Raw genomic sequence first — 1,966 nt, forward strand, 5'->3', positions numbered from 1 at the left:
ACCGACATCATGGCCGAGATCACGGCCGCGAGCCAGGAACAGACCTCGGGCATAGAACAGATCAACCAGGCCATCACCCAGATGGACCAGGTCACGCAGCAGAACGCGGCCCTGGTGGAAGAAGCAGCCGCCGCGGCCTCTTCCTTGCAAGAGCAGGCCAGCGGCCTGTCGGAAGCCGTCAGCGTGTTCAAGCTGGAAGAGGGCGACGGGCAGGTGCACGCGCCGCGCCGTCCCACCACCCCGGCCCGCCCTGCGGCCACACCGAGGCAACCGCCCCACGCCCGCCAGGCCATCGCACCCCCGCTGGCGGCTGGCGCGGCCGGCGGCAGCTGGGAGACCTTCTGAGCATCCACGTAGCGACAGCATAAAAATTTCCGGCACGGCGTGAACAAGTGCTCAAGTTTTTGCCGAAGCCGGCCGATAAGCAGGGGCGAGGCGTGCCGCGGGCACGGCCTTGCATCAGACAACACCATTGATTTCCAAGGAGTGCGCATGCACGCGACCACCAGCCATCCGGTATCGACTGTTGAAAAATTGCCTCTCACGCTGGGCTACCCCGGCGTGGCGGCCGCCAGGCCGGACCCCCTGCCCGCTGAAAAGATCGCCGACATCATTGGCGTGATCGACGGCATCGCGCTGCGCACGCGCAGCCTGGCCCACAGCGCCGCCGCCGAAGCGGCCCGTGCCGGCGAGCAGGGCCGCGGTTTTGCCGCCGTGGCCGCCGAAGTCAAACACCTGGCCCAGCGCAGCGCGGCGGCGGTCAAGGAAATCAAGGGGCTGATTGGCGACTCGGTCTACAAGGCCGGGCAGATTGATGAGGATCGCCGGCGCGAATTTGAAGAACGCGCCAAAAGGTGGCAGCGTTCGCTAACCGCGTAAGGCGGAGCCAATCAGAAAAACCTTCTGGTTGTTGTGACTGCTTTGCAGCTGTCTCCGTTTTCAACCTGCTTAAATTCGCGTCATCTTCGGATGAAATCTTGATCCGCGGATACGCAGAAATTTATATCCGCAGATTACGCAGATTTACACAGATGAAGAGAATCTGATGAAAAGTCACATGGTCGCGTATGGCAATAAGAGTGAAGCCTTGAATGCAAAAAATCTTGTCTTCAATCTGCGTAAATCTGCGAAATCTGCGGATAAATGTATTCCTCCCCTTCTACAAAAAATCTGTGATGCAACTGAGTTCACCCTCAAGTTAACCCAGAGCCCGGCCGTTATCCCTCTATATATAGACAGCCTGTGGGCGTCACCCGCATTCCCCAGGCGCAACCCGCCGCCGTGAAAGACCCGATTTATGTCCAATAACATGTTCTACACCGGGCTCAGCGGCCTCAACGCCGCCCAGGCCGCGCTGGTGACCACCGGCCACAACACCGCCAACGTCAACACGCCGGGCTATAGCCGGCAGTCGGCGCAGATCGCTTCGGCCGGTGGCACCTACCGCGCCAGCGTCGGTTTCTTCGGTAGCGGCGCCAAGGTGGCCGACGTGACGCGCAGCTACGACGCCTACCTGTCCTCGCAGCTCAACCAGGCGCAGTCGCTGAACCAGTCGCTGACGACCTACTACACGCAGATCAGCCAGATCGACAACCTGCTGGCCAACCAGAAGGCCGGCCTGGCACCCCAGCTGCAGTCGCTGTTCACCAACATCCAGGCTGTCGCCAACACGCCGGCCGACCCGGCCGCGCGCCAGCAGCTGATCAGCTCCGCGCAGGCCACGGCCAACCAGTTCCGCTCCATGGACCAGTACCTGACAGGCCTGAACAGCACCACCAACGACCAGATCTCCGGCACCGTGGCGCAGATCAACACCTATGCCGAGCAGATCGCCAGCCTCAACAAGCAGGTGGCGATGTTCAGCAACGCCTCGGGCGGCCAGGCCCCCAACGACCTGCTGGACCAGCGCGACCTGCTGGTCAACCAGCTGGGCCTGCTGGTCGGCACCAAGCTGGTGGTGCAGGAC

The 1,966-nt window shown here is 62.2% G+C and carries 1 protein-coding gene and 2 pseudogenes; all 3 read left to right on the forward strand.

Annotation, left to right across the window (positions count from 1 at the left end):
* A pseudogene (locus AC1D0P_RS25200) lies at positions 1–345 on the forward strand (methyl-accepting chemotaxis protein); the annotation flags it as partial.
* A 246-nt stretch (positions 346–591) separates the two neighbouring features.
* Positions 592–801, forward strand: a pseudogene (locus AC1D0P_RS25205) (methyl-accepting chemotaxis protein); the annotation flags it as partial.
* A gap of 496 nt (positions 802–1,297) precedes the next feature.
* Positions 1,298–1,966 (forward strand): flagellar hook-associated protein FlgK (flgK, locus tag AC1D0P_RS25210; protein WP_477679235.1); only part of this gene is annotated, 669 nt, incomplete at its 3' end.

The sequence above is a fragment of the Polaromonas sp. P1_G2 genome (assembly GCF_056405515.1).